This window comes from Caballeronia sp. SEWSISQ10-4 2 (assembly GCF_030464885.1).
Taxonomy (GTDB): Bacteria; Pseudomonadota; Gammaproteobacteria; order Burkholderiales; family Burkholderiaceae; genus Caballeronia.
In genome coordinates, this window is sequence record NZ_JALPRJ010000070.1 from 18,869 (window position 1) to 44,438 (window position 25,570).

The following is a 25,570-nucleotide window of genomic DNA, read 5'->3' on the forward strand; positions in this document are numbered from 1 at the left end:
TTTAGCGTTGCAGCCATACGTCGGCGAAACTCGCCGAGACGCCGTCCGGCGAGATCGTATGGTTGTGAACGGCACGCGAGTAGACGGTGAGGTATTGCGGCGACACGAGGTTGATATCCGGCAGGTCCCGTTCGAGAATGCCCTGGATCTGCGAAAAGATCTGCTTGCGTTTGCTCTCGCCGGTTTCTTCGGCCACCTGCGAGAACAACTGATCGATCTCCGGATTGCTGTAATGCGAGGCATTGGTGAAGGGCACGCCGCTGCGGAAGTTGTTGGTTGTATAAAGCCGCGCCACGCCGGCCACCGGATCGAACAGATTGCTCATCCCGTTGATGCTGAATTCGAAATCGCGGTCCGTGTAGATGCGCTTCAGGTAGGCCGGCAGATCCTGGCTGCGCACAGTGACCGCGATACCGACTCGCGCCAGGGCCGATTTAACATAGGCGGCGGTGCGTGCGGGCAGATCGCCGATCGGCAACGGATCGACCGTCAGCGCGAAGCGCGTGCCGTCGGCTTTGCGCGGATAACCTGCCTCGTCGAGCAGCGCGCTCGCGCGCTCGACGTTGAACGGATAGCGCGTGGGCGCCGGATCGTAGTAGGGGCTCGACGCAATGATCGGACTCGCGAGCGGCGTCGCATAACCGTAGTAGATCACCTTGCGGATCACTTCGCGATCCAGCGCCGAAGCGATCGCCTGGCGCACCTTCGGATTCTTCAGCACCGGGTTGTCGAGATTGAATTCGATGCGCACCACGCCTGCCTGGAATTCGTAGCCGCGTGTCTCGAGCCCGAGCTTCGGGTTGTCCTTCAGGCGTGCGAGGTCCGACAACGGCACCGGCGTATCGCCGCTCAGATCGACCGAGCCATCTTCGAATGCGACCGTGCGGGCGGCGGGATCGTTGATCACCTTGACGACGATACGGTCGAGCCAGGGCTTGCCCTGGTTCCAGTAGTCGTCGTTGCGTACGTATTCGATGTAGCTGCCGCGCACCCATTTGACGAACTGGAATGGACCGGTGCCGATCGGTGTGTTGTTGGCCGGATTGGTCAGCACGTCGGTGCCGTCGTAGATGTGTTTGGGCACGATCGGCGTCTCGGACGACGAGAACGCCTTGATCAGATACGGCGCTGGCTTCGACAGCGTAATGACGACCGTATAGGGATCAGGTGTCGCGACCTCGGTGACGTTGGCGAACGTGGTCTTCGCGCGCGGGTGGACTTGCCTGAGCGTCTGGATCGAGTACGCGACGTCGGCGGACGTGAAGGGCTTGCCGTCGTGCCATTTGACGCCGTGGCGCAGATGGAAAACGTATTTGCGGTTGTCGTCGCTGACTTCCCATGAGGTTGCGAGCGAGGGCTTGGGTTGGAACTTGAAGTCGTACTCGAGCAGGCCCTCAGTGACTTTCGGGCTGACCTTCAGGACATTGGTCGCGGTGGTGGCCAGGGCGACGAGGGCAGTCGGTTCCGGCGTCACGACAAAATTGAGCGTGCCGCCGCGCGTCTGTGCCTGCGACGGCTGACCGGCCAGCGCAACGGCGAGTGCAAAAGCAATTCTGAGTGCCCCGCGCAATACACGCTTGCCGCGGCGGCGCGGCGCCGCTTGCGATGTGACATGTGGCATCGTTTTGTTAGGTGAGAGGAGCAGAGGAGACCGAAGCGGTCAGACTGTTGCGGGCGTAAGCGCGCGACGCCGTTCGAGCGCAGCGGCAAGGGGCGCTGGATCGACCCATGCATCGAAATCGAAATCCGACACGATGAACCCCCACTTGAACAGGAAATGCTTGAAGTCGGCGAGTGCGGCGAGCGCTTGCGGATCGAGGCCGATCGTCAATTGCCGGTGCAGCCCGCCGGGGTACGCACGTTCGACCCAATGCTCGGCGCTACGGACCTCGCGCCCGACATAGCTCCTGACATCGGCTGCGTGGGCGTTGGCCCAGCCGCCGGTGTCGAGCGTGCGGGCCAGCACGCGTTCGACAATGTCGGGACGTTCGCGCAGCAGTTGCGCGTCAACCGTCAGCGGCCGGGGCGTACCGTTATTCGCATGAGCGAGGCGATTGGGCTGCGCGCTGATCTCGACGAGGATTTTCGCGTTGAGCAGATTCGCGATGTCGAGTCCTGTCGCACCTTTGACGAACACGATGTCGGCTTCGCCGCGCAGCAGCGCCTCGGCTTCCCGGGCGAATTCGTGCGAGCGTTGGGCGTCGAGCCACGCATCAAGCGGCGCATCGCCGGCTGGCTTGGCGTCTTCGAGTCCACGAGGCGCATGCGGAAGTTCGACGAAAACGATATCTTCGAACTGCACGCCTACCGTGTCGAGCAACGACGAGAAACCGCGCAGCGCGGTAGCCCGGTGAAAATCGACCACATTTGCGCTGGTATTGCGCGGAAATCCGAAGCGTCGCCCGGCGAGCGCTTCCGGTGTTGCGCCGAGTTGCCGGTCGAGCGTGATCAGCGCCTGGAATTCATCGACCCAGTTCAGGCCTATCAAGCGAGTGTCACTGCCTTGAGCACGCGCCCACAGCGCGGGAATATTGCCTCCCTGGCGGAACGACCACGGCTGGCTATGGGTGAAATGCGAGCGGCGAATCAATGCGTCGTCGGCATCCTGCAACGCCTTGACGTCGATGCCGTCCGCGGCAAATTCTTCCTGCAGCCAGCCCTTTTGCACTGTGATGCCAAACGGCGTCGGTGCGGGGCAGCGCGTGTACCAGAGTCGGCTCATGCAATCACCTTTCGTATGTATGGGTCGTGGGACTGCGTTGATTGTCTCGGCTGCGGCCCGCGATCAATGCCGCAAGCCTGAATCGGCAGGAACAATCCGAGTAGTAAGGACTGCGTCAATGCATGCGGTACCGGACTATCCGTAAACCCGGCAGGTGAGCGGACCGGAACAAAGGGGGACGCGTCGCGCGCACTTTCAACTGATGTCGCCGGCGCGAACGATGACTCGGTGAGAGCGGAGTGGGTCACAGTGAGTATCCGTGTCGACCAACATGCCAGGCATGCGTTCGGTAAAGCGGGCCAAGACGTCATGGTGCTCATGGACCACGATATTTGCGGCACCGGGCCATGGCTTGCGTGCAAGCAGTAAAGCACGCAAGCATTGCGAATGCCAAACAACGAATTCTGCTTTTTAATTGACGGGTTGAATGACGTGCGGAGTTGCTGTGTCTATTCAGTGCATAACACGTGTGGATTCCGAGTTGTTATGAAAAATCTCCATTTGTTAAGAGGTGCTGAAAAATTAGCTTAATTAAAATCACTCATAGGGTTATTAAATCTCAGAAATCTCAAACGCACGATGGCCAAATTTGGGGGCCGCCATTAGAGTCGTACCGCTTCTAACTAATTCACGTCTGTAGCGGAACGTCTGGTTTTTAATATTTGCATTTCGCGGGCTCCCGCCTGCCGCATGAAAAATATTCCCCGAGGGCACTGATATGCAAAACCCCGTACCGAGTCGATTCAAGCCGTTCACGCGGCAAACTATCCGGCAGACGCAGGAATGGTCGAAACTCTCCGCCGAGCAGCAGGAAGCAGTCGATGTGGTGGCACGCGTACTGCCTTTCCGCGTGAATCAATATGTACTGAGCGAGTTGATCGACTGGGATCGTGTGCCTGACGATCCGATTTACCGGTTGACCTTCCCACATAAAGACATGTTGCGTGACGATGAATACGCGAACCTGAGAGATCTGATCAAGTCAGGCAAATCGGAAGATGAAATTGATCAATTCATCCATAAGATCCGCTTACGAATGAATCCCCATCCGGCCGGTCAGCTAACTCATAACGTGCCCTATCTGGATGGCGTGCCGTTACAAGGAATGCAGCATAAATATCGCGAAACGGTATTGTTTTTCCCGAGTGCGGGCCAGTCATGCCACGCGTATTGCACGTTCTGCTTCCGCTGGCCGCAATTCGTCGGCATGGACGAGTTCAAGTTCGACGCGCGGGAGACCACCCAACTGGTCGAATATCTGAAGCGCCATAAAGACGTGACCGACGTGCTGATTACCGGCGGCGACCCGCTCGTGATGAACGCGCGTTCGCTCGCCGAGTACCTGACGCCGCTGCTCGTGCCCGAGCTGTCGCATATCCAGAACATCCGCATTGGCACCAAATCGGTCGCGTACTGGCCTCAGCGCTTCGTCACCGACAAGGACGCGGACGACCTGCTGAAGGTATTCGAGTCGGTGGTTGCGGCCGGCCGCAATCTCGCGATCATGGGCCACTACAACCATCCGAATGAACTGGAGCCCGAGATCGCGCAAACGGCGGTGCGCCGCATCATCGGTACCGGCGCGACGGTGCGGATGCAGGCGCCGCTGATCCGTCACATCAACACCGACGCGAATGCATGGGCGCGGCTATGGACGCTCGGCGTGAAGCTGGGCGCCGTGCCGTACTACATGTTCGTCGAACGCGACACCGGACCGAGCGATTACTTCAAGCTCCCGCTTGCCGAAGCGTACGAGATCTTCCAGCAAGCGTATCGGCAAGTGTCGGGACTCGCGCGCACGGTGCGCGGACCGTCGATGAGCGCATTCCCGGGCAAGGTGATGGTGGACGGCATCGTCACGATCGGCGGCGAGAAAGTGTTCGCGCTGCAGTTTCTGCAGGCGCGCAATCCGGACTGGGTGCGCCGGCCGTTCTACGCGAAGTTCGATCCGCAGGCGACGTGGCTCGACGAACTGGTGCCCGCGTTCGGCGAGCACAAGTTCTTCTTCGAAACCGACGAAATACACGCGCACGCCCACGCCGGCAAGAAGGTCATTACGCTGCGCGTCGCCGGCACCGGGCACGCGCACGAAGCCGAAGCCGCGGAGGCCGCGCAATGAAGCGTGATGCCCTCGCCGGCACGGCCGAGTATGAAGTCTATGCGCTGCGCTATGCCACGCACACGGCGCGGCACAGCGCCGAGAACTACCTCGGCCACGATCCGCACGGCAACCGCGCGATGCCGCTCGACTTTTACTTCTGGGTGATCCGGAACGCGCAGCGCACGGTGCTGGTGGATACCGGTTTCAAACCGGCGCTGGCCGCAAAGCGCGGCCGCGATTACTTCGGCGAACCCGCCGCGCTGCTCGCCAAGCTCGGCATCGACGCAGCCGAAATCGAGGACGTGGTCATCACGCACATGCATTACGACCACGCCGGCAACCTCGACGCGTTTCCGCGCGCCCGCTTCCATTTGCAGGAAAGCGAGCTCGCGTTTTGCACCGGCCGTTGCATGTGCCACGGCGCCCTGCGCGGGCCGTTCGAACCGCAGGACGTGGCGCAGGCGGTGTTCCGGCTGTTCGAGGGTCGCCTGCATTTCGTCGACGGCGACAGCGAGCTGTTTCCGGGCATCACGCTGCATCAGGTGGGCGGCCATACGCCGGGTTTGCAGGTGGTGCGCGTGGCGACACAGCGCGGCCACGTGGTGCTCGCGAGCGACGCCGCGCACTACTGGGACAACCTGCGCGCCCGCCGGCCGTTTCCGATCGTGATCGATGTGGGTCGCATGCTCGATGCGCATGCGTTGATCGAGCGGCTCGCCGACGGCCCCGACCACATCGTGCCCGGTCACGATCCACTTGTGCGCTCGACGTTCCGGGCCTTGCCCGGCGAGCCGGACATTCTGGCAATCCATGAAGCGCCGCTCGAGCTCGAAGAAACGAGCGCGCCCCAGCCTGTGCGCGCCGATACGGCCAGCGCAGCCGCAAACGCAACGGCAACCGCGTTGGCCAATTGAGGAGAAACCGCATGACATTGACGAACGTGACGCTGGTGGGAATGGGCCCGCGTGGTTTGAGCGTGCTGGAACGGATTCTCGAACACGCTCGACGGCTGCCGGCCGATGCGCGGCTGCACATCGACGTGATCGATGCGGGCGAATGCGGGCAGGGTTCGCACCCTTCGCGCCAGCCCGATCATCTGTTGATCAACACCGTCGCGTCGCAGATCACGATGTTCGCGCCGGTCAGCGTCGCGGGCGGCGGCAGCAACGGGCCATCGCTGGTGGAATGGGCGAGCGCGAGCGGTTATCGGCGCTTCGGCCAGCGCTACTTTCGCGTGGAAGACGGCTCGGGTGCGGCGATCACCGAATTCGATCATCTCCCGCGCAGCTTGCTCGGCGAATACCTGGCGTGGGTTTATGACCGGGTGGTGCGGCTGCTGCCGGAGCGCATCACCGTCGCTCATCATCGCACCCGCGTGTTGGATGTCGAAGAGCGCGAGAGCCGTTTCCAGGTGCGGCTCGAAAACGGCTATACGTATCCCACGGATTACGTATTTCTCGTGACCGGTCACGGCCGGCGCAAGCCGACCGACGACGATCTTCGCAACAGCGCCTTCGTGAAGCAACACGTTGCGCGCAATCCGAAGCTCGGTTTTTTCGCCTCGCCGTATCCGGTCGCGGGACTGTCGAGCATCTCCGCACAGGCGAGCGTCGCGGTGCAGGGTTTTGGGCTCACCGCGCACGACGTGATTTCCGAGCTCACGCTCGGGCGGGGCGGACGCTACATGCAAACGCAGAACGGCTTGCGTTATGAGCCCTCGGGCAAGGAGCCGCACATCCTGCTGTTTTCACGCAATTGCCTGCCGTTCGCCGCGCGAGGCGTGAATCAGAAGGGCCTGACGGGCAAGCATCAGGCGCAGTTCTTCACGCCGGCCGCGGTGCGTGCGCTTGCCGAAGCGACGAAGAGCGCGCGCAGCGATCCGCGCGTCGATTTCCGCGTGGACGTGTTGCCGCTGATCATCAAGGAAATGGCATACGCGTATCGCAGCGCGGCGCTTCAGAAAACCGTCGATCCGGCTACGTTCGAAGCCACGCCCGGCGAGCAGCAGGCAATCGAGGCGATCCTGTGGCCGCTCAAAGGCCGTAGCTTCGTGTCGGCGCAAGCGTTCCAGCGTTTCTTTGACGAGCAGTTCAACGACGATCTCGCCCACGCCTTCAAAGGCAATCTGGCGAGCCCGGTGAAAGCGGCCACCGACGTGCTGCGCGATACGCGCGAAGCGCTTCGCACGGCGGTCGAATTCGGCGGACTGACCCCGGGCTCGCATCGTTTTTTTGTCGAGGAATTCAACGCGATCACCAACCGCGTCGCGTTCGGTCCGCCGAAGCAGCGCAACGTGGAATTCCTCGCGCTGCGCGCCGCCGGCGTGCTCGATCTGGCGGGCGGCCCCGGCGCGAGCGTGAGCGGCGATCCGCAAAGCAGCCAGTTCCGCATCGACACGCCGTACACGGAAGGCGCAACGCAGCGTTTCGCCGACGTGCTGATCGCCGCGCGGCTCGACAGTTATTCGCCGCTGACCGACGACTCGGTGCTGACCGCGAATCTGCGGCGCCGCGGCCTGATCCGGCCGTACCGCAACGGTGACTACCACCCGGGCGGTATCGACATCGACACGCAATCGCGGCCGATCGGCCGCAGCGGACGGCCGCATCCACGGTTATGGGCAATCGGCTTCCTGGTCGAAGGCGCGCACTTTTATACGCACGCGTTGCCGCGTCCGCAGATCGCATCGCGACAGACCGCCGACGCCGAGCGTTGCGTGCTGCAACTGTTCGATGCGATCGACAGCAGGCGTCCCGCCGCCGCGAGCCCCGATGACACGATTCCCGCCGCCGACCTCCAGGAGACCGCATGAGCGACGCCCAAGCCCTTGCCGCGATCGATACCGGCGAGTCGCGGCTCCGGCCACTGCCTGAACACCGGCCGCAACCCGATGCCGGCCGCCTGGTGCCGTTCGACGCCTACCTCGCGGCGGCCAGCCGCAGCCGCCAGAAGCCGGTCCACTGGCCGTGGCGTGCCGTCTCGCAGACGTGGGCCGGCACGGGTCACGGCGAACGCGGCACGGTCGCGCTGGTCGCGGATGCCGACGCCGGCCGCGTGGAGGCGGCGCCCGGCATTTCCCTGACGGTGCAGGTGGTCGAGCCGCAATGCAGCACGCACTCGCATCGTCATTCGTTCTGGCATCTGTATGTGGTGGTGTCGGGCGAGGGCAGTGCTCATGTCGACGGCACGTCCGAGTACCGGCTGGCACCCGGCGATTCGCTGTACGTGCCGCCGTGGATTGCGCACCGCTTCGCCAATCCGCACGGTAGCGCGCCGCTGATGCTGTACGGCTTGCAGAATCTGCCGCAGCTGGCGGAGCTGGGCACGCTGGTGCGCGAGTCGCCGGACGGCGAGATCCAGCACGTGTATGGCGCAGCCGATCCCAACGGCAGCACGCGAGCCGGCAGCTAAACCGGCCGTCGCGCCGACCGGCCCGGCAATCGTTGCCAACCACTGTCTTCAATGCCATCGAGGAGTCCCGCGTGGAGTCGTCCAACACCGAAGCCCGTTTCAGCACCGCTGCCTTGTACCTGACGGTGTTCCTGCCATTCGCGTTCGGCCACTACGTGTCGTTCGTGTTCCGTGCGATCAACGCGGTGCTTGCGCCGTATCTGGTCGAGTCGCTGCAACTGAGCGCCGGGCAACTCGGCTTGCTGTCGAGCGCGTATTTCGTTTCCTTCGGTCTCGCACAATTGCCGGTCGGTCTCGCGCTTGACCGCTATGGCCCGCGCCGCGTGCAGCTCGTGCTGCTCGGCATCGCCGCGCTCGGCTCGCTGCTGTTCGCGGCGGGCAACGGCTTCGCCGCGCTGTTCACGGCGCGGATTCTCACCGGGCTGGGTTTGTCCGCGTGCTTCATGGGCGCGATCAAGGCGCTTTCGTACTGGGTCGATCCGCACAAGCTGCCGTCGATTCACGGCTATCTGCTGGCGGCCGGCGGGCTTGGCGCGATGTCGGCGACACTGCCCGTCGAGCTGGCGCTTCAGTACTTGAACTGGCGCGCGCTGTTCGTCGTACTGGCGGGCGTGACGCTGATACCGGCGCTGGTGATCTATTTCGTGACGCCGCCGGAGCCGCTCGCGCATCGGGTGACGCGCTGGCCGTCGCTGCGTTCGTTGCTAGAGGTGTACCGCGACCCGGCGTTTCGCCGCACGATCGCATTGCTGCTGCCGGCGCATGCGGTCGCGTTCGGGTTGCAGGGTCTGTGGATGGGCCGATGGCTGCAGGACGCCGGCGGCCTGAACGAACGCACCACCGCGACGCTGCTGTTCGCCGGCATGGGGGCGATCGTGGCCGGCTCGCTGTCGATCGGCAATATCACCGAATGGGCCGGGCGGCGCTTCGGCATGAAACCACTCGATGTGGCCGGCGTCGGGGTGGGACTCTTTATCGCCGTGCAGGTGTTGGCAGTGCTGAACATCGTGCCGCTGATCCCGGCGATCACGGTTGCCTTCACGCTGATCGGCACGATTGCCGGGCTCGAATATACGATCGTCGCGCAAAACGTGCCGCCGGCCTTGACCGGGCGTGCGGCGACCTGTCTGAACCTGTTGATTTTCCTCGGCGCGTTCGTCGTGCAGAGCGGCTTCGGCTTCATTGTCGGCGCATGGCAGCCGGATGCGGCGCATCACTACCCGCCCATCGCTTTCCAGAGCGCATTTGCGGTGGCGGTAGCGTTGCAGTTGCCGGGTTTCGTCGCGTGGTTGCTGCGGCGTCTGAAGACGAGGGCGATAGCGACGGGCTGAGTTGTCGCCGTCAGTCATGTAACCAATCGCCCATTGCTCTCGTAGCCTCTTTCATCTCATCAGGCGCCGTCATGAAACTGCATGGCTATTTCCGCTCGTCCGCGTCTTTCCGCGTGCGGATCGCATTGAACCTCAAGCTGCTTTCCTACGAGACGGTGCCGGTTGACATCGCGCTGCGCGCGCACCGTCAACCGGCATATCTCGCGCTCAATCCGCAGGGACTGCTGCCGACGCTTGCGATCGACGGCGCGTTGTTGACGCAATCGCTCGCGATTATCGAATACCTCGACGCCACCTATCCCGAACCCCCGCTCTTTCCCGCCGATCCCCTCGCGCGGGCGCGTGTGACGAGTCTTGCCGCGAGCATTGCCGCGGACATTCATCCGCTCGGCGCTGCGCGCGTGGCGCGCTATCTGAGCGAGCACCTCGGCCAGGACGCCGACGCGGTCCTCGCATGGCAACGGCATTGGGCCGTCGAAGGTCTGCGCGGGTTCGAACAGCGCCTGCAGGACGGCTTTACCGGCCGCTTCAGCCACGGTGACACACCCGGCGCGGCCGACCTGTTTCTCGTGCCGCAGGCGCTGACCGCGCGCCGCGCCGGTCTCGACATCGATGCTTACCCGACGATCGCCAGGATCGTCGAAACGTGTCTGGAAGTTCCGGCCTTCCAGCGTGCGCTTCCCGAGAATCAGCCGGACAGCAAATAGGACTTGGAGATCATCATGCATCTGTACAACCTTGCCTTGGCGAACCCGCGCTACGCCGTGATCCTGATCGGGCTGCCGCTTCTGATCCTGATCGAGGCGCTCGCGCCGTTAATCGACAGTGCCGGGAGATGGCAGCACACCGCGAAGAATCTCGTGATCGGCGCGACCTACGTGGCGACGACCGCGGTGCTCGGCCTCGGCATCGTGTGGCTGGTTCATGCAACGGAGAGAAACCACTGGGGCCTGTTCAATCACGTCGCCGTGCCGTTGTGGATCCAGGTGACGCTCGGCGTGCTGGTACTCGATTTCGCGGACTACTGGCGGCATCGCGCAGATCACACGTTCCGTTTCCTGTGGCGTTTTCACCGGCTGCATCACAGCGATCCGCTGATGGAGGCGTCGACCACGATCCGCAACCATCCGGGCGCGGCGATCACGATTCTCGCGCCGCGCGCCATCCTGATTCCACTGCTCGGGCTCAATCCGCTCGTGCTGCTGATCCATGCGCCGCTCGCGCTGGCCGGACAGTTGTATCACCACAGCAATCTGAAACTGCCGGCGGGACTCGAGCGTGTGCTCGGGCGTGTCATCGTGACGCCGAGCCAGCATTTCGCGCATCACGCGAAAATCCGCAAGTATTCGGACAGCCAGTTCGGCGTGGTGCTGATTCTATGGGACAGGCTGTTCGGCACGCTGGTCGAAGCGCCCGAACGCACCACCACGCCGATGGGCGTAAGGGGCTACGACGACGCCGCGAGTCAAACCATTCCGGGCATGCTGGCCTCGGTGTTCGAGAAGAAGAAGCCGGCGTTGGCTCCGGTATCGCTCGAGGCCGGCGTGCCGGAGTAGCCGATGCAGTGTTTGCCTTGCAAGCCGCCGAGCTGTGCCCGCAAGCGCTGGCGGGTTCGCCTGGCTGTCACGCGTTCAGCGCACATTAGCCGGCGTCGAACGAAATGCGCTGACCAGCGTACGCAGCGCGGCGCGCACCTGTGGGTCGGAAGTCGACGAATACAGCACGACCTCGCGCGACGGCAGTGGCGGCAAGCCGAGGCGCGGGCCGACGTCGACTGTGCCGAGAGGCGCGACCCGCAGCGCCAGCGCCGCGACCGCGAGCCCGGCTTGCGCGGCCGCGCCGATGGTTGCGATGCCGCCGCCGACGAACACCTCGACCCACGGCACTCGCGCTTCGTCCAGTGCGTCGACGGCCATTGCCCGTACGCGGCACGGATACGCCTGGGTCGCCAGCCGCAGCGGGTCGCCTTCGCGATGCGCCCAGTCGGGCGTCGCCATCCAGCCGAACGGTTCCTTCAGCAGCGTTTCGCCGTCGCGGCGGCTGTCGTCGTGACGCAGCACCAGCGCGGCATCGAGCGCGCCGCGGTCGAAGTCGGCTTCGATATCGCGCGAACTCGACACGCGCATCTCCACCAGCAGGCCGGGATCGGCGCTATGCACATGCCGCAGCAACACCGGCAATTCACTGCCGACAATGTGATGGCTGATGCCCACCTTCAGCGTGGTGCGCTCGCGTACCAGCGCGCCGAGCGCGTCGTCGTGCGCGTCGAGCAGGTGACGCGCGGCTTGCAGGAACACCTCGCCCTTCGGCGACAGACGCACCATGCGCGGCGTGCGCTCGATCAGCCGGTGGCCGAGCCGGTCTTCGAGCCGCTTGAGCTTCAGGCTGATCGCCGATTGCGTGCTGTTCAGCGCATCGGCCGCGCGTGTGAAGCTGCGCAGATCAGCCACCAGCACGAAAGCCCGTACGGCTTCGAGGTCGAGTGTTTTCATGGCAATCCATAGTTTTTTGTCATCACTGAAATATGCGACGGCCGGTTTAAAGACGCTGCCGACCATGACACGCTAGAGCTATTCGCGATATCGGGCAAGCGGCTGCCGAGCCTGCTGTCCGACGCGACACACAGTATGACGATGATTCAACAGAAAGGAGCCTCGATGTCCGACACCACGCAGGATCACTACGACAACCTATCCTATCCGCTGGTTTCACCCGACGGCGCCGAAGCCGAGCTCGATCCGCAACAGGTGCTGTACGCGCATCTGATGGGTTTGTGTTTCGGCGCGTTGATCATTTTCGGCGCGACCGCGGCGGTGTGCGCCGCGGTGCGTTGGCTGTGATTGTGTCGGGCCTTGACCTGCTTTCAGGTGCGCGCGGTCTCGCGCCCGCCCCACGCCTGCAGCGCGGCGCGGCCCGCGTTGCCGCCCAGCAGACTGTTCGACGGCGCGTGAATCCGACCGCACAACACGTTCCGATGATGCCGCTCCAGCGGATGACTGCGCGCGAGTCCGTGATTGCCGCTCAGTTCGAGCCCATGGTCGACGGCCTCGATGGCGTTCTCGATGACCACCTGCTTGACGGTGCCCGCGAGCGTCTCCGGCGCTTCGCCGGCATCGAATGCCGCGCTGGAACTTTTCAGCAGCCAGTCGTTGGTGCGCAACAGCACTTCGATTGCGCCGACCGTATGCTGCACGGTCGCCACGCTCGCGAGCGACGCGCCGCCGAGCGCACCGGGGCGCCGCTCGTTCAGGAACTGCAGCAGCCAGTCGCGCGCCGCCCGCGCGGCGCCGTCATATACAGAAGCGACCAGCGTGAAATACCACGCGGTGCTGTGAGGATGGCGCTGCAAGCCGAGCGATGCGGGCTTTAGCGCGACTACATCGGCAAGCGGTACCGCGGCGTTGGTAAACACGACATCGTGACTGACGGTTGCCCGCATGCCGAGCGGGTCCCACGTTTCGACGAGCTGCACGCCGGGCGCCGTGCGCGGAATCAAAAACTGGCCGAGGCGCGGTTCGGCTTCATCGGTGCGCGCGAGCACGCTGATCCACGACAGCAGCGGCGAGCCGGTCACATACAGCTTGTGGCCCGACAGCAGCCAGTGCTCGCCGTCGCGCACGGCGACCGTGTCGGGCAGGCCGCCGTGCGATGGCGAGCCGAGCCCCGGCTCGACCTGTGCGGCGTTCAGCAGCGCGGCACCCGTCGCAGCTTCACGCGCCAGCCGGCGCGCCAGATGCGCGGGCCATTCACCCAAGCTCTCGCGCTCCGAACGGACGATCGCCGCGTGCTGGCTATAGTGCATCGACAGGATCAGCGCGACCGACGGATCGCCATAGGCGATCTCGCGCACCACCGCGCTGGCCGCCGCGAGACCGGCGCCGTGGCCGCCGTCCGATTGCGCGACAACCAGCCGAAGCAGATCGGCCTTCAGCAGCTTGTCGAATTGCGCGGCCGGTGCTTCGCCGGTGCGGTCGTGATGCGCGGCGAGTTGCTCGAAGTCACGGCCGAGCGTGGCCGCCCGTTCGATCCATTCGCCGATGCGGCCCTGGTCCTGCCATGGGCCGGGCGTGTCCGTCATCGGTGGGCGCGAGGTCATGATGCGTTGTCTCCCGCATAGCCGGGCGGCGCGATAAAACCGCCATACGCCGCTTCGAACGCGCGCGCGAACGCGACGGTCGTACGGTCCTCCAGATAGGCACCCACCGCTTGCGCACTGACCGGCAGCCCATCGTCGCCGAGACCGAGCGGAAAGCTGGTGGCGGGCAAGCCGGGCAACACCGGCAAACCGGCCCAGTAGAACAGCTCGAAAAACGGCAACTGGCGCACACCGTCCGCATAAGCCACCGGATACGTGCGTTCGTCTTTCGGCTCGCTGTGATTGTGTGCGAATGCGGGTGCCGGCGCGACCGGCGTCACCACGACGTCGAACGAGCCGAACAGTTTTTCCCACGCGTGCCGCAACGCAAAGCGCTGCTCGTCCGCCTTGAGCCATTCGCGATGCGACAGCGTCGGCGCGCGCAGACGGGCCGCTTCGGCGCTTTGATCTCCGGGCTGCAGTTGCTTCAGCCGTTGCTGCGCTCGCGCGCTCAACGGCGGCGGCTCGGCCAGCGACGCACCGGAGAGGGTCCGAAATAGCGGATGCGAGCTCGCCAGATTCGGCAACAGTCCGGCAGGCAGATCGCTGACGCGGCTCAACCGCGTGCCTTGCGAACGCAAGCGCTCAACCACCCGCTCGATCACCCACCGCTCCGACAAGCTCGCTTCGGTGCCCGGCCATGTGTCGAGCACCAGCACGCGAAAATCACGTAGCCGTGTTTGCCGAGCGGGAGGCAGCGTGACATGCCAAGCCTTCGCGGCAAGCGGTTCGCGATTGACGAGCAAATCGAGCGCGAGTTCAAGATCGGCGGCGCTGCGCGCAAGCGGGCCGGCCACGCTCAAATCGCGATCGACGATCCGCCCGCCGGACGCGCCGGTCCCGCGCATCGCGACGAGCCCATAGCTCGGCTTGTGGCCGAAGACGCCGGTGAAATGGGCAGGAATACGGATCGATCCGCCGATATCAGAGCCCAGTTCCAGCGCGACGTAACCGGCGGCCAGCGCGGCCGCCGAGCCGCCGGACGAACCACCGGGCGTGCGGGTGAGGTCCCACGGATTGCCGGTCAGTCCATAGACATCGTTGTAGCTTTGCAGATCGGCGTTGGCGAGCGGCACATTGGATTTGCCGATGATGACCGCGCCCGCTTCGCGCAGCGCCGCGACCGCCAGCGAATCACGTTCGGCGCGATTGCCCGCGTACTGCGGATTGCCGCCGCTGGTGACCAGGCCGGCGACGTCAAACGATTCCTTCACGGTGATCGGGACGCCCAGCAGCGGTTTGCGCTCGCCGCGTGCGAGCGCAGCATCCGCTTCGCGGGCGGCGCGGCGCGCGCCTTCGTCATCGCGCACGGCAATGGCGTTGACCGCGCTGTCGAAACGGTCGATGCGCGCGAGGCTATGTTCGAGCAGGTCGAGCGCCGACACGCGGCCGTCGGCGAGTGCGGCTGCCTGCTCGCGGGCGCTGGCGAAGGTAAGCGCATCGAGCAGATCCTGGGCGGTGTCGGTGGTAGGCGTTGCAGTCATGAAAGAGTCCCTAAGGGCGGCGTCAGCGGCAGGCTCACGCGTTGGCCTTTGTGTCAATCCAGGTGTCGGAGAAGTCGCCGGCCATCAAGTCAATGCTGTTGTTCAGATTGCGCACGCGCGCGTTGTAGACCTGGATCGACGGGATGCTGACGAGCGGATAAACCGGCAGGTCGCGGCCGACGATCTGCTGCGCCTGCTTGAAGAGCGATGCGCGGCGCGTATCGTCGGTTTCGACGGCGGCGCGGACGAACAGTTGATCGACGTCCGGATTCTGGTAGTGCGATGCGTTGATCCACACGAGCGGATGCTTGACGCCATCGCCCCAGTAGAAACGCTGAACGCCGACGCTCGGGTCGTACAGCCGGCCGAGGCCGTTCAGATTGATGTCGAATTCGCGCGTGCCGTAGACGCGCTTCAGGAACGTCGGCAGATCGCCTTCGAGGATCGTTACCTTGATGCCGATCTTGCCAAGTGCCGAGCGTGTATAGCTGGCGGCGTTTTTGAGGTCGTTGCTGGTCAGGTACGTGAGGCGCAGCGCGAAGCGCACGCCGTCTGCCTGACGCGGATAGCCGGCGCGGTCGAGCGCAGCATTGGCGGCCGCCGGATCGAACGGATAGTGGAAGGTGCTGTCGTCGTAGTAATTCGACAGCACGCGCGGCACCGGCGAATCGATCAGATTTGCATGGCGGTGATAGATGTTGTCGCGAATGAAGTTGCGATCCAACGCCTGCGCGATGGCGTGGCGCACCTCGGGTTTGGCGAGCGCGGAATGCTCGTTGTTGAATTCGAGAAACGCTCCGTTGTTCAGGTACGCGTCGTAGGTGTCGTCTACCCGGAGTTGCGGATTGCGCGCGAGGCGAGCCAGGTCGACGAGCGCGATGTTGTTGCCCGCATGCGCTTCGCCGTTTTCGAGCGCCACGGAGATCGCCGCGGGATCGCTCGCCACCTTGAAGATCACGCGTTCCAGATGCGGCGTGCCGGTGCGCCAGTAGTCCGGATTGCGGCGCAGGCTCACGTAGCTGCCGCGCACCCACTTCTCGAAGATGAAGGGACCGGTGCCGATCGGCGCGCTCGCGTTCGGGTTGGTCAGTGGGTCGCTGTCACCGTAGCGGTGTTGCGGCACGATCGGCAGTTCGGCCGACGAGAACGCCTTGATGAGGTATGGCGCGGGCCGCGACAGTACGATGACCGCGGTCAGCGGGTCGGGCGTCTCGATCCGCGCCACATTGGCGAGGCTGATGCGTCCGCGCGGGCCGAGCTTCTGCTGCGTGAGCAGCGAATAGCGCACATCCGCTGACATGAACGGCTGGCCATCGTGCCATTTCACGTTCGCGCGCAGTCTGAAGGTATAGCGCAAACCGTCGGCGCTAATGTCCCATGACGTGGCGAGCAGCGGTTGCGGCTTGAACTGGGTGTCATAACGCAGCAGCCCCTCGGTGATCTTCGCGCTGATGTTGCGGTTGCGCGTGTTGGTGTCGAGAAACGACACGAGTTGTGTCGCGTCTTCAGGCACCGCGTAAATCAGCGTGCCGCCATCGCCAGGCGCACTGGATACCGACGCGCCGGCGATCCGCGGCAGTGCGGCGGCAGAGAGCAGTGCCGCCGAAGTATTCAGGAATGATCTTCGGTTGATTGTCATGGTTAGGATGAATGCACCGGTTGAGTAGGGGGCTGGGCGGCGAGCGGCGGCGTGCTCAGCGTTGCAGCCACGCGTCGGCGAAACTCGAAGCGGTTCCATCGGGCGACACCGTATGGTCGTGCAGGCGGCGGTTGTAGACCGTCACGTATTGCGGCGACGCCAGTGTGATGTCGGGCAGATCGCGCTCGATGATCCGCTGGATATCGAGAAATTCCTGTTTGCGGCGCGCCTCGTCGGGTTCCGCGGCGGCCTGCTGGAACAGCCGGTCGACGTCAGGATTGCTATAGTGCGAGCCGTTGGTGAACGGAACGCCGGGGCGGAAATTCGTACTCGTGTAGAGGCGCGCCACACCTACTGACGGATCGAACAGATTGCTCATGCCGTGCACACTCATGTCGAAGTCACGGTCCGTGTAAATGCGTTTCAGGTACGCGGGCAGGTCTTGATTGCGCACGGTGAGCGTTATGCCGATCCGTTCGAGCGACACGCGCAGATAAGCGCAGATACGGCTATACGCATCGTTGCCGGGAAACGGATCGACCTCCAGCGCGAACCGCGAACCGTTGGCGAGGCGCGGATAACCCACTGCGTCGAGTAGCGCGTTAGCGCGTTTCAGGTCATACGGATAGGGGCTCGGCGACGCATCCGCATACGGGCGGGAAATGATCGGGCTGCTGGTCGGATTCGCGTAGCCGTAATAGATCACGTTGCGGATCACGTTCCGATCCACGGCCGCGGCGATCGCCTGGCGTACCGGCAGATTCTTCAGATACGGATTGTCGAGATTGAATTCGATGCGGACCACGCCGGTTTCGAACGCATAGCCGCGTGTTTCCAGGCCGAGCCTCGGATCGGCCTGGATGCGCCCGAGATCGGACAAGGGCACCGGCGTTTCGCCGCCGATATCCACCGAGCCGTCTTCGAGCGCGATCGAACGCGCCGCGGCATCGCCGATCACCTTGACGATGATGCGGTCCAGACGGGGCTTTGTTGGGTCCCAGTAATCGTCGTTGCGGGCGTACTCGATGTAGCTGCCGCGCACCCATTTTACGAAGCGAAACGCGCCCGTGCCGATCGGCGCATTGTTGGCCGGATTGGTCAACGGATCGGTGTTCTCGTAGATGTGTTTCGGTACGATCGGCGTTTCCGAGGCGGAGAACGCCTTGATCAGATAGGGCGCCGGGTGCGCGAGATGTAGCACGACCGTGTATGCATCGGGTGTGGCGATGTCGGTGACGCTGCCGAATGTCGAACGTGCCCGCGGATGCAACTTGCGCAGCGTTTGCAGCGACCATGCGACGTCGGCGGAAGTGAACGGCTGGCCGTCATGCCATTTGACGCCGTGCCGCAGATGGAACGTATACGTGCGCCCGTTGCCGCTGACGTCCCACGACGTGGCGAGCAAGGGGCGCGGTTGCAGATCCAGATCATAATCGAGCAGTCCTTCGGTCACTTTCGCACTGACCTGCATCACGCTGGTTGCTGTGGTGGCGAGGTTGACCAGGGTGGTGGGCTCCGGTGTGACCACCATGTTGAGGATGCCGCCGCGCGTTTGCGCCTCGACGCCGTGCGCGACGAGCGTGATCGTGACCGGCAACGAAGCGGTGAGCAGCATGGCGGGCGTGGTGCGTGCCGCGCGACGGATGGTGTTTAGCAGCGAGTTCAGTGGCATCGTGGATCCGGTTCAAGCGGGAAGGGTGGATGCCGGCGCGTTCAATGCCTGAGCCCGGCTTCGCGCAGCAAGGGCACCACGCGCCGGCCGAAAAATTCGAGGTCCGGCGCGAAGTCGAAGAAGCTCACCTGAATGCCGTCGACGCCCGCCGCATGAAGGCGCCGAATGTAGTCCACGATCTCTTCCGGCGAGCCTGCCATCGAGACATTGCCGCCCACGGCGCGCCGCGCTACTTGCGCGCGGTCCGCCTGGTTGCGCCACGCATGCGCGTCGCTATTGAAGCGATCGAAACTGCCTTCGGCGGCATGCGCGACGATCGCATCGCGATAGGCATGCGCTTCCGCCGACGTTTCACGGCAGATCACCATCGGATTGAGCAGCGTGCGCACCGTGCGGCCGTGCGTACGCGCCGCGGCTTTGACGCGTGCCGTGTGGGCAGGCAGCGTGGCGATTGCCGTTTCGATGTCGGAACCCGCCGGGCTGGTGATGAAAATGAAGTCAGAGTAACGCGCGGCGAACTCGATGCCGGCGTCAGAGCCCGTGGCGTTGACGAGCAGCGGGCGTCCATAGCGCGGCTTCGGTGTGACGAACGCACTGTCGAGCCGCCATTTAGACTGCGTCGGTTCGAACGAGAAGTTCTCGGGTTGCGCCCACAATTGCTGAACCGCGTCGAGAAACTCCGCAGCGAGCTCATAGCGTTTGTCATGTTCGATGCGCTGCCAGCCGAACATTTCATGCTCGACGGCGCGATGTCCCGTCACTACGTTGATGCCCCAGCGTCCTTTCGATATGTGATCGAGCGTCGCGCAGAACTTGGCGAAATGCAGCGGATGCCACGGCCCATACAGCACGTGACTGGTCGCCACGAGGAAGACGCGCTCGGTGGTTGCCGTCATCGCCGCGAGCGACATGAACGAATCGAGCGCTTCGCCATTGAAGACGCCGCCATAGCCGCCCTTTGGCAGCCATTGCGACAGCGCGAACACCAGATCGAAGCCGAAGCCTTCGGCCTGCCTGACGAGCGCGGCGTTGTAATCGAATGACCAGTCGGTGGTGCGCGGCAGCGTCGACGCGCTCCAGCCGCCGGCCTGGATTGGCAGGAACAGGCCGAGATTCAGCGGCTGTTCGAGCAGGCGTGCCGCCGGGCTCTGTGCATAGTCGAGAGGCGAGTGAACCGGCACGAATGGCGATGCGGGTTTCGCATCGCGGTCGGCCGGTCGCTCGACACCGCTTGATTCAGCCATGGGGTTTCCGATGCAGTGAGTGGTCGCCCGAGAGCGAATGTCCGGGCCGGTGATCTTGCCTCAGCCGTTGCAGCGTCGCAGCGGCTTGCACCGGACCAGGTGCGTGTCAGATCGCAAGTAGATCACGGCGAATCTCGAATCGACAACGAATGAATCATGCTAAGTAATCGTCATTCGAGCCGAACATCGAAACCGGATCTGGATAGACAGGATTGCTTGAAATAGAATTTTTGATGGCTTCGAAAGCTGTTTATATTGGTTGAATCGGTGTGCGTCCGCGCTTATATCTATCGGGCTCGGAAACCGCCGCAGACCGCGGCGCATCTTCATTTCGGTTTTCAAACAACCTCATCATTCCACACGGGACTTCCATGAGCATTCGCGAGATTCATCGGTCGACATTGCAAACATGGCTGACGCAGACCGGCTTGAGCGGCGGGCAGGAACTAGCGCTGCTCGATCTGCGGACCGAAACGGATTTTGGAAACGGCGCGCCGCTCTTTGCCACCAATCTGCCTCTGCCGCGGCTCGAAGCGAGCGTGCGCGACGTCGTGCCGCGCCAGTCGGTACGGCTCGTGCTGGTCGACGGCGGGGACGGCACGGCTGCGAGCGGCGCGCAGATCCTGGAGCGTCTCGGCTACAGCAATCTGCATATTCTGGCCGGTGGCGTGGCGGCATGGACCGTGGACGGCGGATTCGGGCTGCCGACCTTCGATATTCCCGGCAACGTGTTCGCTGGCAGCATTCGTGAGCTGCGCGCGACGCCTTCGCTGGATGCCGCCGAACTGCAGGCGCTACGCGACGAAGGCCACGACGTGATCGTGATCGACACGCGAACGCCGCGCGAATTCGCGGAGTCGCACGTGCCGGGCGCCGTCAACGTGCCCGGCGAGGAAATCCTGCACCGCTTTCTCGACAACGTGCCGAATCCCGACACGTTGGTCGTGGTGTCGTGCGCCGGCTTGCCGCGCGCGATCATCGGCGCGCAGACGCTGGTCGACGCGCAAGTGCCGAACGGTGTCGCGTTGCTCGAAGACGGAACGGTGGGCTGGACGCGCGCATCGTTCGAACTTGAAAGCGGTGCGGACAGATCGCATACGCGAGCGAGTGCCAGTTCTGCTGCCTATGGCGCTGAGCGGGTCGGCCAGCTCGCGGCTCGCGCGGGCATTTCCATTGTCGAGCGCGATCGTGTCGACGCCTGGCTTGCCGAAGGGGATTCCCGCACCACGTATCTGCTCGATGTGCGCTCGGAGCAGGAATACGAAGCAGGGCACCTTGCTGGTTCGATTTCGGCGCCGGGAGGGCAGTTGCTCGGCGTGACGTATCGCACGCTGGCGACGCGCGGCGCACGCGTCGTGCTGATCGACGACGACGGCACGCGCGCGCTCACCACTGCATACTGGCTGCAGCATCGTGGGTGGGATGTGCATGTATTCAGCGGTGCTCTGCCGGGTTTTGCGGCCGCCCGGCACGAGCAAGGCGTCGGCGATTCGCGACCGTCATCACAGTTATACGACACCCGGCATTGAACGCCTGGTGCGGCTCTGGCAACCTGAATATTCCCGAAATTCAGGAGTGCAGTCATGCTGATCAAGCAATATGAACACCGTTTGCCGTCGGACTACGACATGTCGAAAATCCGCGAGCGGGGCCGTACCCGCGGCCTCGTCTGGGACAATGCCGAAGGGCTCGCATTCAAGGCGTTCGCGCTGCGTGAGCGCGGGAAGTATGGCGCACATTACAATGCCTACACGTCGATCTACCTGTGGCTGAACGAGGACGAAGCGGCTAGGTTCGTGACCGGGCCGCGCTTTAAACCGGTTGTCGAATCGTTTGGCCGTCCGCCGATTCAAACGTGGTTGCATCTTGCTGTTCACACGGGCCAACCCGGGCGCGTGTTGTCGATTTATCGCGAAGATGTCCCGGTCGACGAAGGCGTCGACCTAGGTGACTTAAGTTCCGCCGAGATCAAGCGCAACGCACAGGTCGCGACGCGCGACGATATCGTCGTATCGCTCGTCGGCCTCGATGTGCTCAACTGGAAGCTCTCTCGCTTCACGCTGAGCTCGGCGCCTTTGCACGCGATCGAGGGTGTCGCCGGTTACGAAATCGCGTACCTGGCTGCGCCGGGATTGCAGCGTCTGAAGGAGCAGACGGCGGATGCCGCCATAGCGTGAGATTGGCGCGAGAAGCGCTGCCGCCACGCGCGGCACTGGACGAACTTCGGAACGAACTAAATTTTCTCGCCGCCGACATAGGGGTCGAGCCAAGATAAGCGCAAAATCCTATCGCAAGCATTTTGGCCATGCAGTTCGACAAGATCATGCCGAGATGGAATGATGTCGTCGAGAGAGTCTATTGGTCCGAGAACGCCTCGCGGATCTGCCGGGCATGCTTCACTTCGTCGCCATGCAGATAGAGTAAATGTGCTGCTGCACATTTGATCTATTACCGACAGAAAGTTGTTATGTGCTGTCTCGAATCCCGCCCGCTTATAGCAAAGGATTCCGTTCGTTGGAACTCGACATAAATGTTTGAGCGGGATGTGGAGGCCAGCAACTAACAAACGGCGTGCATGACCTCCGTGGCCCTATAGCGAATGTAGCCAGTCGAGCAGGGACTTGTTCTGCTGCCAGGACGGGATCGTCGGAAGCGGTGTACCGTCCACCGCTTTCTCGAGTGCCTTCCGCTTCATCTCAAGATTCGCGCGAGCATAGATCTCAGTTGTCTTCACGTCCACGTGACCCAGGAAGTCGCGGATGATCTCGAGCGGGACGCCACTCTGCAGCAGGTGCATTCCCTTCGTATGCCGCAAGCTGTGCGGACTTACCGGCTGCGTGAAGTCGGGATGATCGCGCCGTACAGGTTGCACATACTTGTGCAGAAGGTAGCGCACGCCCGAGCGCGTTAACCGTGTGCCCTGCCGGTTCTGGAAGAGCGGCTTGTCCGCATGTTCGGGGCGATCGAGGTTGTTGTCGTGCCGATACTGGCGCAGCAGTTCGACCGTCGCGTCCATCAGGGGCACGGCGCGCATCTTGCGTCCCTTTCCCAAGAGCCGCACCTGTGATGGCGGATCCAGGCGCACGTCGCCGGCGTTCAGGTCGATCAGCTCCTGTACCCGGGCACCGGTGTCGTAGAGTACGCTCAACATCACTGCATCTCTGCGGCCCTCGGACGTAAGCAGGTCCGGTTGTGCGAGAATCTGTGCGAGGTATTCCTTGGAGAGATAACCGACGCTGGGGCGCGGCTGTCGCCGCAGCGGAATGGCGAGAATCTGCTGACTCTGCAGCAGGCGCTCGGGCACTTCCGACTGTACGTAGCGGAAGAACGCGGGCAACGTCGCGAGGCGATGATTCTGTGTGCTGATCGAAACGTGCCGATCGTCGGCCAGATGATCAAGGAACGCCTCCACAAGAGAAGCGTCGATCTGTGCCAGAGACAAACGTTCCAGGGCGATGCCACGCCCGTCGCGACAGAATCGCAGCAGCAGGGTGAACACGTCGCGATAGGCCTTGATGGTGTTGGGGCTCAGATTGCGCTGTGCGGCCAGATAATGCGTCAGGAAGCTGGTCACGAGCATGGAGAAATCCGTCGGTTTCATGATCCGTTCCTCCGCGGAATGACGTCACCGAAGGCGGCGTTGGTGCGCACCGTGATCTCCGGAAAGAGTTCGACAATCAGATGCAGATAGCGCTGCGTTCCGGCAAGGGAGCGATGGCCCATGTAGGTCGCCAGTACGGGGAGCTTCGCATCGAGGTCAGCTCCCTCGCGGCACCAGCGCAGCAAGGCATGTGCGGCAAAGGCGTGTCGAAGATCATGTACGCGCGGCCCCTTGCCTCTACCGGCGTGCGCAATCCCGCAACGCAGCAGCAGGCCCCGAAATACCCAATAGACGGCCGAGAGACTCCACGGGCCGTCGGATGGCGAGGGGAAGAAGTAGGCATCGGGCGAACGGTCTCCCATGACTTCCGCATAGGTTCGAAGGCGCTGCACCAACGGCAAGGCTGGAGGCACGAGGCGATCCTTGCCAAATTTGGCCTCGCGCACCGTCAGGACTCCTCGGTCAAGGTCAACATCGGCCACACGCAGGTGCAACACCTCGCCGAGCCGAAAGCCGCAGCCATACAGCAGCCGGAATACTTCCGGCATGATGAGATGTCGCATTGGAGATCGTGCGGTTGGCGTGAGCTTGTCGACTGCGTCAAACAGCCGCTTGATCTCGGCGTGTGTCAGGATGCGCGGTGAGAAGCTGCTGGCACCCCTGGTGGTCAGAGATCGATCCGGCACATCCGCGGGATATCCCAGCCGGCAGAGGTATAGGGCGAATTGGCGAACTGCGCAGATACGATGATATTGGGTACCCTCACTCTCGTGGGGTTGTTTGGCGAGCCACTTGCGGCTGATCGAACGCGGTAGCTCGCATTGCGATAGCGCTTCGTTGCATAAGAAGCGATCAAAGCGCGCCAGCAGACGGGCCGGCTCACCATAGCGGTAGCCACATGCCTGTTTCTCCTGGACGAACTGTTCCATGAGCGGGCCGACTGTACTCCGGAACTGCCCCTTGAATTCCCTACTCGACATGGCGCACCTCCTCGGTGTTCAACGCGGCAGTGCGCAGGGTTTCCGCGTCGGTCTTGGCGTAGATCAACGTTGAGGCCGTCGTCGCATGCCCCAGGATCTCGCTGATGACATGAAATGGCGTTTGCTCACGGAGCAGTTGCGTCGCCAGTGTATGCCTCAGCGAATGCAAACCGTGGCGTTGTTTGGTCCGGAAGCGGATGCCGGCAAGGTCTTTCCAAAACTGGACTATGCGATGCAGGTTGTCAGTTTCGCAGACGGGTTGAAACGGGGGCGTCAATGTGAGGAACACTTCAAGGCAATCTGATTGAGGACGCGCCAATCTCAAATAGTCGATCAACGCTTCTCTGACCTCTTCCGTTAGTGGCAGACAGAGCGGTTCGAGGGTCTTCGACTGCGTAATCTCTACGGTGGCCGTTTCCCACTTCAGGTCATCGAGCGTTAGTGTCCGGATATCTCCCACTCGCAATCCGAGGCGACAGGCAAGCAGGAGGATCGCGTAATCGCGCTTGCCTTTGGGCGAGCTGCGATCAACGACCTTGAGCAACCTGATTACGAGCTCTGTGTCCCAGACCGATGGAACAGTCGCATCCTGGGGAACGCGGATCGTCGGCAAGACATGGCTCAGATCTCGCTGCAGAATTCCTCGCATCAGAAGAAACCGCAGGAAGCCGCGCACATCGCAGACGATTCGCGAGACGGTCTTGGCCGCCAGACGATGTAGTGAGGTAACAAATGCGGAGACATCGGCCGGCTGCATCTGATCGAAAACTGTGATGTTCCTTGATCCCAGGAAATCCCCGAATATGGCGATCTCTCGCATCCGTTCGCGAAGGGTCGTCGGCCGAAGATGAAGGCGATCCCGGCAGTACCGTTCGTAGTCGCGCACCGCGTTGTTCATGGGCGCCGGGACTTGTATCTTCTGCATATCGGTAACAGTTCGCTCAATGTGCCCGTCACGCGCAAAGTCGTCCAGCACCTTAAGGCCGAAGACGATATGCCGTCGCCACCCCTCGCGTGACGTGAGGTGTTCTCCTTCACGCATCTGATACGCGTTAAAAAACTGGACGACCAACTCCGCCGAGTACTCATCTCCAAGGTTATTCTCACGACAAAACGCCATGAGGTGTCGCCAGATTGTGCGATAGCGCTGCAGTGATCTTCTGCTGTACTGAAGCTTACCCAGTTCGCCCAAGGCACTAGATACTATGTAAGGGGCCAGCGAAAGTAAGCTCCCGAGAGTAAAACGAGGA

21 protein-coding genes and 1 pseudogene are annotated in these 25,570 nt (G+C 63.0%); 10 read left to right on the forward strand and 12 right to left on the reverse strand.

From position 1 onward, the window contains the following. Nucleotide 1: 1 nt before the first annotated feature. The 3 genes and pseudogenes from M0D69_RS33575 to M0D69_RS33585 all read right to left on the reverse strand — a co-directional run. Nucleotides 2-1,621, reverse strand: a complete 1,620-nt coding sequence (locus M0D69_RS33575; protein ID WP_301786137.1) for an ABC transporter substrate-binding protein — start codon at nucleotides 1,619-1,621, stop codon at nucleotides 2-4. A 39-nt stretch (nucleotides 1,622-1,660) separates the two neighbouring features. After that, nucleotides 1,661-2,722, reverse strand: a complete 1,062-nt coding sequence (locus M0D69_RS33580) for an ABC transporter substrate-binding protein (RefSeq protein ID WP_301786138.1) — start codon at nucleotides 2,720-2,722, stop codon at nucleotides 1,661-1,663. A gap of 68 nt (nucleotides 2,723-2,790) precedes the next feature. Then, nucleotides 2,791-2,970 (reverse strand): annotated as a pseudogene (locus tag M0D69_RS33585) (LLM class flavin-dependent oxidoreductase); the annotation flags it as partial. Nucleotides 2,971-3,440: 470 nt separating this feature from the next. Between M0D69_RS33585 and M0D69_RS33590 the strand changes: the two are divergent. From M0D69_RS33590 to M0D69_RS33620, 7 genes are all read left to right on the forward strand, one after another. Next, nucleotides 3,441-4,841 (forward strand): KamA family radical SAM protein, encoded by a 1,401-nt coding sequence (locus M0D69_RS33590; protein WP_301786139.1) that lies wholly within the window; start codon nucleotides 3,441-3,443, stop codon nucleotides 4,839-4,841. Beyond that, the gene (locus M0D69_RS33595; RefSeq protein ID WP_301786140.1) at nucleotides 4,838-5,737 is read left to right on the forward strand and encodes an N-acyl homoserine lactonase family protein; all 900 of its coding nucleotides are present in this window, start codon (nucleotides 4,838-4,840) and stop codon (nucleotides 5,735-5,737) included. Before M0D69_RS33590 ends, M0D69_RS33595 begins: the two co-directional genes overlap by 4 nt. 11 nt (nucleotides 5,738-5,748) lie before the next feature. Next, nucleotides 5,749-7,635: an FAD/NAD(P)-binding protein gene (locus tag M0D69_RS33600; protein WP_301786141.1), complete on the forward strand. Its 1,887-nt coding sequence runs from the start codon at nucleotides 5,749-5,751 to the stop codon at nucleotides 7,633-7,635. Further along, nucleotides 7,632-8,234: a cupin domain-containing protein gene (locus M0D69_RS33605; RefSeq protein WP_301786142.1), complete on the forward strand. Its 603-nt coding sequence runs from the start codon at nucleotides 7,632-7,634 to the stop codon at nucleotides 8,232-8,234. The genes M0D69_RS33600 and M0D69_RS33605 overlap by 4 nt, the downstream gene beginning before the upstream one ends. A 71-nt stretch (nucleotides 8,235-8,305) precedes the next feature. Next, nucleotides 8,306-9,565 carry a nitrate/nitrite transporter gene (locus M0D69_RS33610; protein WP_301786143.1) on the forward strand — a complete coding sequence of 420 codons (1,260 nt, stop codon included), beginning with the start codon at nucleotides 8,306-8,308 and terminating at the stop codon, nucleotides 9,563-9,565. A gap of 71 nt (nucleotides 9,566-9,636) precedes the next feature. Then, on the forward strand, nucleotides 9,637-10,272 hold the full coding sequence (gene maiA / locus M0D69_RS33615) for a maleylacetoacetate isomerase (RefSeq protein WP_301786144.1): 636 nt from the start codon (nucleotides 9,637-9,639) through the stop codon (nucleotides 10,270-10,272). A gap of 15 nt (nucleotides 10,273-10,287) precedes the next feature. Next, entirely contained in the window at nucleotides 10,288-11,121 is an 834-nt protein-coding gene (locus tag M0D69_RS33620) for a sterol desaturase family protein (RefSeq protein WP_301786145.1), read from the forward strand. A 75-nt stretch (nucleotides 11,122-11,196) separates the two neighbouring features. Here the strand turns inward: M0D69_RS33620 and M0D69_RS33625 are convergent, their stop codons facing one another. Then, nucleotides 11,197-12,057 carry a LysR family transcriptional regulator gene (locus M0D69_RS33625; protein WP_301786146.1) on the reverse strand — a complete coding sequence of 287 codons (861 nt, stop codon included), beginning with the start codon at nucleotides 12,055-12,057 and terminating at the stop codon, nucleotides 11,197-11,199. A 165-nt stretch (nucleotides 12,058-12,222) separates the two neighbouring features. On the opposite strand from M0D69_RS33625, the gene M0D69_RS33630 reads away from it, so the two are divergent. Next, nucleotides 12,223-12,405: a hypothetical protein gene (locus M0D69_RS33630; RefSeq protein WP_301786147.1), complete on the forward strand. Its 183-nt coding sequence runs from the start codon at nucleotides 12,223-12,225 to the stop codon at nucleotides 12,403-12,405. Nucleotides 12,406-12,428: 23 nt separating this feature from the next. Here M0D69_RS33630 and M0D69_RS33635 read toward each other — a convergent pair whose 3' ends face one another. The 5 genes from M0D69_RS33635 to M0D69_RS33655 are packed head-to-tail and all read right to left on the reverse strand — an operon-like array spanning nucleotide 12,429 to nucleotide 19,739. Further along, the gene (locus M0D69_RS33635) at nucleotides 12,429-13,661 is read right to left on the reverse strand and encodes an acyl-CoA dehydrogenase family protein (protein ID WP_301786148.1); all 1,233 of its coding nucleotides are present in this window, start codon (nucleotides 13,659-13,661) and stop codon (nucleotides 12,429-12,431) included. Next, nucleotides 13,658-15,184 (reverse strand): amidase, encoded by a 1,527-nt coding sequence (locus tag M0D69_RS33640; protein WP_301786149.1) that lies wholly within the window; start codon nucleotides 15,182-15,184, stop codon nucleotides 13,658-13,660. Before M0D69_RS33640 ends, M0D69_RS33635 begins: the two co-directional genes overlap by 4 nt. 34 nt (nucleotides 15,185-15,218) lie before the next feature. Then, a complete protein-coding gene (locus M0D69_RS33645; RefSeq protein ID WP_301786150.1) occupies nucleotides 15,219-16,823 on the reverse strand; it encodes an ABC transporter substrate-binding protein in 1,605 nt (534 codons plus the stop codon). 55 nt (nucleotides 16,824-16,878) lie between these two features. Further along, nucleotides 16,879-18,495 carry an ABC transporter substrate-binding protein gene (locus M0D69_RS33650; RefSeq protein WP_301786151.1) on the reverse strand — a complete coding sequence of 539 codons (1,617 nt, stop codon included), beginning with the start codon at nucleotides 18,493-18,495 and terminating at the stop codon, nucleotides 16,879-16,881. A 41-nt stretch (nucleotides 18,496-18,536) separates the two neighbouring features. Then, on the reverse strand, nucleotides 18,537-19,739 hold the full coding sequence (locus tag M0D69_RS33655; RefSeq protein WP_301786152.1) for an LLM class flavin-dependent oxidoreductase: 1,203 nt from the start codon (nucleotides 19,737-19,739) through the stop codon (nucleotides 18,537-18,539). 371 nt (nucleotides 19,740-20,110) lie between these two features. On the opposite strand from M0D69_RS33655, the gene M0D69_RS33660 reads away from it, so the two are divergent. Next, a complete protein-coding gene (locus M0D69_RS33660; RefSeq protein WP_301786153.1) occupies nucleotides 20,111-21,268 on the forward strand; it encodes a rhodanese-like domain-containing protein in 1,158 nt (385 codons plus the stop codon). Between the two features lie 54 nt (nucleotides 21,269-21,322). After that, nucleotides 21,323-21,916, forward strand: coding sequence for a DUF4865 family protein (locus M0D69_RS33665; RefSeq protein ID WP_301786154.1), 594 nt, complete (start codon nucleotides 21,323-21,325; stop codon nucleotides 21,914-21,916). Between the two features lie 413 nt (nucleotides 21,917-22,329). On the opposite strand, the gene M0D69_RS33670 is transcribed toward M0D69_RS33665, so the two are convergent. The 3 genes from M0D69_RS33670 to M0D69_RS33680 all read right to left on the reverse strand — a co-directional run. Beyond that, nucleotides 22,330-23,340 (reverse strand): site-specific integrase, encoded by a 1,011-nt coding sequence (locus tag M0D69_RS33670; protein WP_301786155.1) that lies wholly within the window; start codon nucleotides 23,338-23,340, stop codon nucleotides 22,330-22,332. Further along, complete coding sequence (locus tag M0D69_RS33675; RefSeq protein WP_301786156.1) at nucleotides 23,337-24,269, reverse strand: tyrosine-type recombinase/integrase; 933 nt, start codon at nucleotides 24,267-24,269, stop codon at nucleotides 23,337-23,339. Before M0D69_RS33675 ends, M0D69_RS33670 begins: the two co-directional genes overlap by 4 nt. Nucleotides 24,270-24,309: 40 nt before the next feature. After that, on the reverse strand, nucleotides 24,310-25,570 hold a 1,261-nt coding region (locus M0D69_RS33680), incomplete at its 5' end, for a site-specific integrase (protein ID WP_301786157.1).

Excerpts from the sequence above, each read along its gene's own strand:
- M0D69_RS33590 (WP_301786139.1), top strand. The coding sequence starts at position 3,441 with ATGCAAAACCCCGTACCGAGTCGATTCAAGCCGTTCACGCGGCAAACT.
- M0D69_RS33625 (WP_301786146.1), bottom strand. The coding sequence starts at position 12,057 with ATGAAAACACTCGACCTCGAAGCCGTACGGGCTTTCGTGCTGGTGGCT.
- M0D69_RS33660 (WP_301786153.1), top strand. The coding sequence starts at position 20,111 with ATGAGCATTCGCGAGATTCATCGGTCGACATTGCAAACATGGCTGACG.
- M0D69_RS33630 (WP_301786147.1), top strand. The coding sequence starts at position 12,223 with ATGTCCGACACCACGCAGGATCACTACGACAACCTATCCTATCCGCTG.
- M0D69_RS33580 (WP_301786138.1), bottom strand. The coding sequence starts at position 2,722 with ATGAGCCGACTCTGGTACACGCGCTGCCCCGCACCGACGCCGTTTGGC.
- M0D69_RS33665 (WP_301786154.1), top strand. The coding sequence starts at position 21,323 with ATGCTGATCAAGCAATATGAACACCGTTTGCCGTCGGACTACGACATG.
- M0D69_RS33635 (WP_301786148.1), bottom strand. The coding sequence starts at position 13,661 with ATGACCTCGCGCCCACCGATGACGGACACGCCCGGCCCATGGCAGGAC.
- M0D69_RS33605 (WP_301786142.1), top strand. The coding sequence starts at position 7,632 with ATGAGCGACGCCCAAGCCCTTGCCGCGATCGATACCGGCGAGTCGCGG.
- M0D69_RS33670 (WP_301786155.1), bottom strand. The coding sequence starts at position 23,340 with ATGAAACCGACGGATTTCTCCATGCTCGTGACCAGCTTCCTGACGCAT.
- M0D69_RS33675 (WP_301786156.1), bottom strand. The coding sequence starts at position 24,269 with ATGGAACAGTTCGTCCAGGAGAAACAGGCATGTGGCTACCGCTATGGT.
- M0D69_RS33575 (WP_301786137.1), bottom strand. The coding sequence starts at position 1,621 with ATGCCACATGTCACATCGCAAGCGGCGCCGCGCCGCCGCGGCAAGCGT.
- maiA (WP_301786144.1), top strand. The coding sequence starts at position 9,637 with ATGAAACTGCATGGCTATTTCCGCTCGTCCGCGTCTTTCCGCGTGCGG.
- M0D69_RS33595 (WP_301786140.1), top strand. The coding sequence starts at position 4,838 with ATGAAGCGTGATGCCCTCGCCGGCACGGCCGAGTATGAAGTCTATGCG.
- M0D69_RS33650 (WP_301786151.1), bottom strand. The coding sequence starts at position 18,495 with ATGCCACTGAACTCGCTGCTAAACACCATCCGTCGCGCGGCACGCACC.
- M0D69_RS33640 (WP_301786149.1), bottom strand. The coding sequence starts at position 15,184 with ATGACTGCAACGCCTACCACCGACACCGCCCAGGATCTGCTCGATGCG.
- M0D69_RS33600 (WP_301786141.1), top strand. The coding sequence starts at position 5,749 with ATGACATTGACGAACGTGACGCTGGTGGGAATGGGCCCGCGTGGTTTG.
- M0D69_RS33655 (WP_301786152.1), bottom strand. The coding sequence starts at position 19,739 with ATGGCTGAATCAAGCGGTGTCGAGCGACCGGCCGACCGCGATGCGAAA.
- M0D69_RS33645 (WP_301786150.1), bottom strand. The coding sequence starts at position 16,823 with ATGACAATCAACCGAAGATCATTCCTGAATACTTCGGCGGCACTGCTC.
- M0D69_RS33620 (WP_301786145.1), top strand. The coding sequence starts at position 10,288 with ATGCATCTGTACAACCTTGCCTTGGCGAACCCGCGCTACGCCGTGATC.